This is a genomic window from Mesorhizobium sp. M4A.F.Ca.ET.050.02.1.1, from assembly GCF_003997725.1.
In the GTDB taxonomy this organism is placed as follows: domain Bacteria; phylum Pseudomonadota; class Alphaproteobacteria; order Rhizobiales; family Rhizobiaceae; genus Mesorhizobium.
Map to the genome: position 1 here is coordinate 1 of NZ_RZSG01000498.1, position 4,485 is coordinate 4,485.

At 66.6% G+C, this 4,485-nt stretch carries 5 protein-coding genes and 1 pseudogene; 5 read left to right on the top strand and 1 reads right to left on the bottom strand.

Annotated features, from left to right (window positions below; genetic code table 11):
- Window positions 1-257 precede the first annotated feature (257 nt).
- Both EOA33_RS25410 and EOA33_RS25415 read left to right on the top strand, forming a co-directional pair.
- Window positions 258-1,133, top strand: coding sequence for a CoA ester lyase (locus EOA33_RS25410; RefSeq protein ID WP_126057382.1), 876 nt, complete (start codon window positions 258-260; stop codon window positions 1,131-1,133).
- A gap of 42 nt (window positions 1,134-1,175) precedes the next feature.
- Window positions 1,176-1,382, top strand: coding sequence for a DUF1737 domain-containing protein (locus EOA33_RS25415; RefSeq protein WP_126057381.1), 207 nt, complete (start codon window positions 1,176-1,178; stop codon window positions 1,380-1,382).
- 89 nt (window positions 1,383-1,471) lie between these two features.
- On the opposite strand, the gene EOA33_RS25420 is transcribed toward EOA33_RS25415, so the two are convergent.
- Window positions 1,472-1,903, bottom strand: a complete 432-nt coding sequence (locus EOA33_RS25420) for a metallopeptidase family protein (protein WP_126057380.1) — start codon at window positions 1,901-1,903, stop codon at window positions 1,472-1,474.
- Window positions 1,904-2,040: 137 nt separating this feature from the next.
- Between EOA33_RS25420 and EOA33_RS25425 the strand changes: the two genes are divergently transcribed.
- The 3 genes and pseudogenes from EOA33_RS25425 to EOA33_RS25435 all read left to right on the top strand — a co-directional run.
- A complete protein-coding gene (locus EOA33_RS25425) occupies window positions 2,041-2,673 on the top strand; it encodes a LysE family translocator (RefSeq protein ID WP_126057379.1) in 633 nt (210 codons plus the stop codon).
- A 110-nt stretch (window positions 2,674-2,783) separates the two neighbouring features.
- On the top strand, window positions 2,784-3,800 hold the full coding sequence (locus EOA33_RS40800) for a hypothetical protein (protein ID WP_245482430.1): 1,017 nt from the start codon (window positions 2,784-2,786) through the stop codon (window positions 3,798-3,800).
- A pseudogene (locus EOA33_RS25435) lies at window positions 3,760-4,485 on the top strand (DNA polymerase IV); the annotation flags it as partial. The gene EOA33_RS40800 and the pseudogene EOA33_RS25435, both read left to right, overlap by 41 nt.

The following is a 4,485-nucleotide window of genomic DNA, read 5'->3' on the forward strand; positions in this document are numbered from 1 at the left end:
TACAAAACGAAGCCGCTCGTCCATGATGCCAGTCTCTCGCCAAACCATCGCCGGGTCCTCCGGCGAGGGAGAAAACTGTCACCTATGCAATCGGTCCATTCTGTTACCTATCTATCCGGTTCGGACAACCAGCCCCTTCTCCCCGTCACTATACGGGGAGAAGTGCCCGGCAGGGCGATGAGGGGCGGCGCCGACTTCCCACGATTGGCTGCGCCGCACGGCTTGCCTCCATTGTCCACAGGCGGCATAGATCGAGAATGCAAACCTACCGCCCGCGCCGCTCGGTGCTCTACATCCCGGCCTCGAACGACAGGGCGCTGGCCAAGATCGCGACGCTTGCCTGCGATGCCGTGATCATTGACCTGGAAGACGCCGTGCCGCCAGCCGACAAGGTCACGGCGCGCCAAAGGCTGGCGGGCATCCTGGCCGAACGCCCGAACCGGCGCTGCGAAATGATCGTTCGCGTCAACGCGCTGGGGAGCGAATGGGGCATCGACGACGTGCTGGCGGCGGCGAAAGGCGAGGCCGACGGCATCCTTCTGTCGAAGGTCGTCACGCCGCGCGAGGTGCTGGAGGCCGCCGACCTGCTCGACGACAATTTCGCGCCGGACACGGTGAAACTATGGGCGATGGTGGAGACGCCGAAAGCCCTGCTAAACATCGGCGCGCTTGCCGAGCTCGGCCGCGATCCCGCCTCGCGCCTTGCTTGTTTCGTTGCCGGAACAAACGATTTGGTCAAGGAGACCGGTATCCTTGCGACGCCGGACCGGCGCTATCTCACGCCCTGGCTGATGCAATTGGTGCTGGCCGCGCGCGCCGGCGGCGTCGATGTACTGGACGGCGTCGCCAATGATTTTCGCGATTCTGACGCCTTTGCCCGTGAATGCGTGGAAGCCGCCGCCATGGGCTTCGATGGCAAGTCGCTGATCCATCCGGCGCAGATCGAGGCGGCGAACCGGGCCTTTGCGCCGTCGCCGGAGGCTATCGCCCAGGCCCGCGCGGTGACGGCGGCCTTCGCGCTTGCCGAGAATGCCGGCAAGGGCGTCATCGCGCTCGATGGCAGCATGGTCGAGCGGCTGCATCTGGCTCAGGCCGAGAAACTTCTGGCGAAGGCCGCCGCCATCGGCGCATGATGCGCTTTCGGGCGATTGCCGCAAACTCACGGGGACTGAAAAATGAAACTTTACCGCTTTCTGTCCGGCCCTGACGACTCCAGCTTCTGCCACAAGGTGACGGCGTCGCTGAACAAGGGCTGGCACCTGTTCGGCTCGCCGACCTATGCCTATGACAAGAAGACCAAATCGATGCGCTGCGGTCAGGCTGTGGTGAAGGATGTCGAGGGTCAGGACTACACGCCCGACACCAAGCTCAGCGATTGGTAGACGCGGGCAACAACCCGCTTTGGTGCAGGCACCCTTCCTCTCCCTCCGGAGGGGAAAGAGGAACGGCGCGATGCGATTTCGCGAAAGCCCTAGGCCGTCTGCTCCGCCGCCTCCTCGATCCGCTCCATATCGTCGTCCGACAGGCCGAAATGGTGGCCGATCTCGTGGATCAGCACATGGGTGACGATGTCGCCCAGCGTCTCCTCGTTCTCGGCCCAGTAGTCGAGTATGGCGCGGCGGTAGAGCGTGATGCGGTTCGGCCCCTCGCCGGTCTGCGGGTTCCAGCGCTCGGCGATGCCGCGCCCCTCGAACAGGCCGAGCAGGTCGAACGGCGTTTCCAGCGAAAGATCGTCCATGATCTCGTCGGTCGGGAAATCGGCGATCTGGATGACGATCTCGCCGGTGAGCTTGCGGAAATCCTCCGGCAGATGGGCGTAGGCCTCCAGCGCCAGGAACTCCATCTCCTCCATCGACGGCGAAAGCTGGTCGTGCCAGGTGCGGGTCTTGTAGATGCGGGCCATTCTTTGTCCTTTGATCCCGGCATATAGGCTTTCGCGCCGGTCGAGGCAAATGATGCGGCAGTTCCTGTATCTTGTATCCTTTGCTGCCGCGCGGGAATCGCGTACGGGTCGGTTCCGGCCATGTATCAGGAGCTCCCATGCCGGACTTTTCCACCCTTGGACTTTTCGCCATTGCCTGCCTCGCTTTGACCGCGACGCCGGGGCCGGACATGCTGTTGATCGCATCCCGCAGCGCCAGCCAGGGGCGTGCGGCGGGCCTGGCGACCTATGTCGGCATCGCCGCTGGTACCTATTGTCATGCGCTGGCCGCTGCTTTCGGCCTGTCGCAACTGTTCCTTGCCGTTCCCATCGCTTACGACATCGTGCGTTACGCCGGCGCCGCCTATCTGGCCTATCTCGCCTGGAAAGCGTTCCGCTCCGACGGGACAGCGCTTGCGCCGGTTGCCGGCCTGCCGCGCTACTCGCAAGGGCGCATCGTCCGGCAGGGGTTGTTGACCAATCTCCTCAACCCGAAGATGGCGCTGTTCGTGCTGGCGCTGTTCCCGCAATTTGTGCAGCCGCAGGCCGGGTCCGTGGCGGGGCAGATACTGGTGCTGGCAACCGTGCTCAATCTGATTGGGCTGGTCGTCAATGGCCTGGTCATCCTGACCGCCAGCCGGATCGGCGCGGCATTGTCGAGGCGGACGCGGTTTCAGCGGGCGCCGCAGCTGTTGCTGGGGAGCGTCTTTGCGGGACTTGCGGCCCGGCTGGCCTTCGATGGCCAACGCTAAAGCGCGTAACGACAGAGGAATAAATTCACAATGAGTCGGCTTGACTCTTGGGGTACCCTCTGGAATCTATAAGAACATAACAGGAACAATGCTGCTGAAAGTTGACCGTCATGGCGATGACCGCCGTGGCGCGGGAGACTGTTTTTGCCCTGCGCCGCCAAATCGCGAAGATCGAGGGAACGCTGCCCGAGCGCCTTGCGGCGCCGGCCGGCGCGTCGCCTGATGACATCGCCGATGTCACGGTGGTTCGGCGTGGCCTTGCCGTTGCATCGCATGATGCGTTCCTGCGCACCGGTGTCGAGCCGCTCGACGCAGCCCTTGGCGGCGGCCTGCCGAAGACGGCGCTGAGCGAGATCCATGGCACTGAAACCCGCGACGCCGGAGCCGTCGCCGGCTTTGCCCTGTCGCTTGCCGGCCTGATCCTCGCGCGGCAGCCGGGCTTGCCGGTGCTGTGGGTCGGCACCTCGGAAATCTTCCGCGAGGCCGGCTTTCCCTATGCCGGCGGGCTGCGGAGCCTGTTCGGCATCGCGCCCGAACAATTGCTGTTTTCCGAGGCGCCGAGGCTGCTCGACGCGCTGTGGATCGCCGAGGAGGCCGCCCGCATGACGGCGCTCGCCGCCGTCATCCTCGAAATCCGCGGCAGCCCGCGGCCGCTCGACCTCACCGCGACGCGGCGGCTGCACGCCCGCGCCCAGGACGCCGGCCGGCCGGTGTTCCTGCTGCGCCAGGCCGGCGAGGCCGAGCCAACCGTCGCGCCCGTGCGCCTGATCGTGTCGGCCGCGCCCTCGGCAAGCCGCGCGACGATCGCCGGGCCGCTGGCCGGCTCGATCGGCCGCCCCGCCTTCACCGTCGGCATCGGCAAGAGCCGCACCGCGCTCCCCGGACAATTCACACTGGAGTGGAACCCCGATGAACATGTTTTCGAAGAAAGAAGGGGCAAGGAAAGAACAAAGGATTCTGTCGCTGTGGTTTCCGCATCTCGCCGCCGACCGCATCCTGCGCCAGCGTCTGGGGCGGTCCTGGCGTTCCCGGCCGTCGGATCACCTGCCCCCGCCTCACCCACCGCTGGTGATCAGCCACCGCGACATGAACGCCCAGCGCATCGCCGCCCTCGACGAGCGGGCTGAGGCGCTCAGGCTGAAGCGCGGCATGGGCATCGCCGACGCGCGCGCCATGCACCCCGCGATCGACATCGTCGAGGCCGATCCCGAGGCCGACCGCCGCCTGCTCGAAGGCCTCGCCGACTGGTGCGACCGTTACACGCCGCTGGTGGCGATCGACGGCGCCGACGGCCTGTTCCTCGACGTCACCGGCTGCACGCATCTGTTCGGGCCGCCCGACGAGATCGCCCATGCCATCCGCCGCCGCGTGAAGGCTGAGCTCGGCCTGCCGATCTCGATCGGCGTGGCGCGCACCAAGCATCTGGCCAAGATCGCCTCGCAAGTCGCAAAACCCGACGGGCTTGTCGTGGTCGAGCCCGGCACGGAGCTCGCATTCCTGCACGACCTGCCGGTCACGCTGATGTGGGGTGTCGGCCCGGCGACCAGGGCGCGGCTGGCCGACATCGGCGTCGAGACCATCGGCCAGCTCGCTCGCACCCATGGCGGCGCGCTGAAACGCCTGCTGGGCCCGGCCGCCGGCGAAAAGCTCGCAGCGCTTGCCTGGAACCGCGACCCGCGCCGGCTGGAAACGCACCGCCGCGCGCACTCCGCCGGCGCGCAGTCGGCGCTTGGGCGCAAGCCGGCGCTGCCGCGCGTCTTCCTGCCGACGCTGCTGCATCTCGCCGACCGCGTCGCCAGCCGCCTGCGCGCC

Bases quoted from the DNA above. Each gene is read 5' to 3' on its own strand.
- EOA33_RS25410 (WP_126057382.1), top strand. From the start codon at position 258: ATGCAAACCTACCGCCCGCGCCGCTCGGTGCTCTACATCCCGGCCTCG.
- EOA33_RS25415 (WP_126057381.1), top strand. From the start codon at position 1,176: ATGAAACTTTACCGCTTTCTGTCCGGCCCTGACGACTCCAGCTTCTGC.
- EOA33_RS25420 (WP_126057380.1), bottom strand. From the start codon at position 1,903: ATGGCCCGCATCTACAAGACCCGCACCTGGCACGACCAGCTTTCGCCG.
- EOA33_RS25425 (WP_126057379.1), top strand. From the start codon at position 2,041: ATGCCGGACTTTTCCACCCTTGGACTTTTCGCCATTGCCTGCCTCGCT.
- EOA33_RS40800 (WP_245482430.1), top strand. From the start codon at position 2,784: ATGGCGATGACCGCCGTGGCGCGGGAGACTGTTTTTGCCCTGCGCCGC.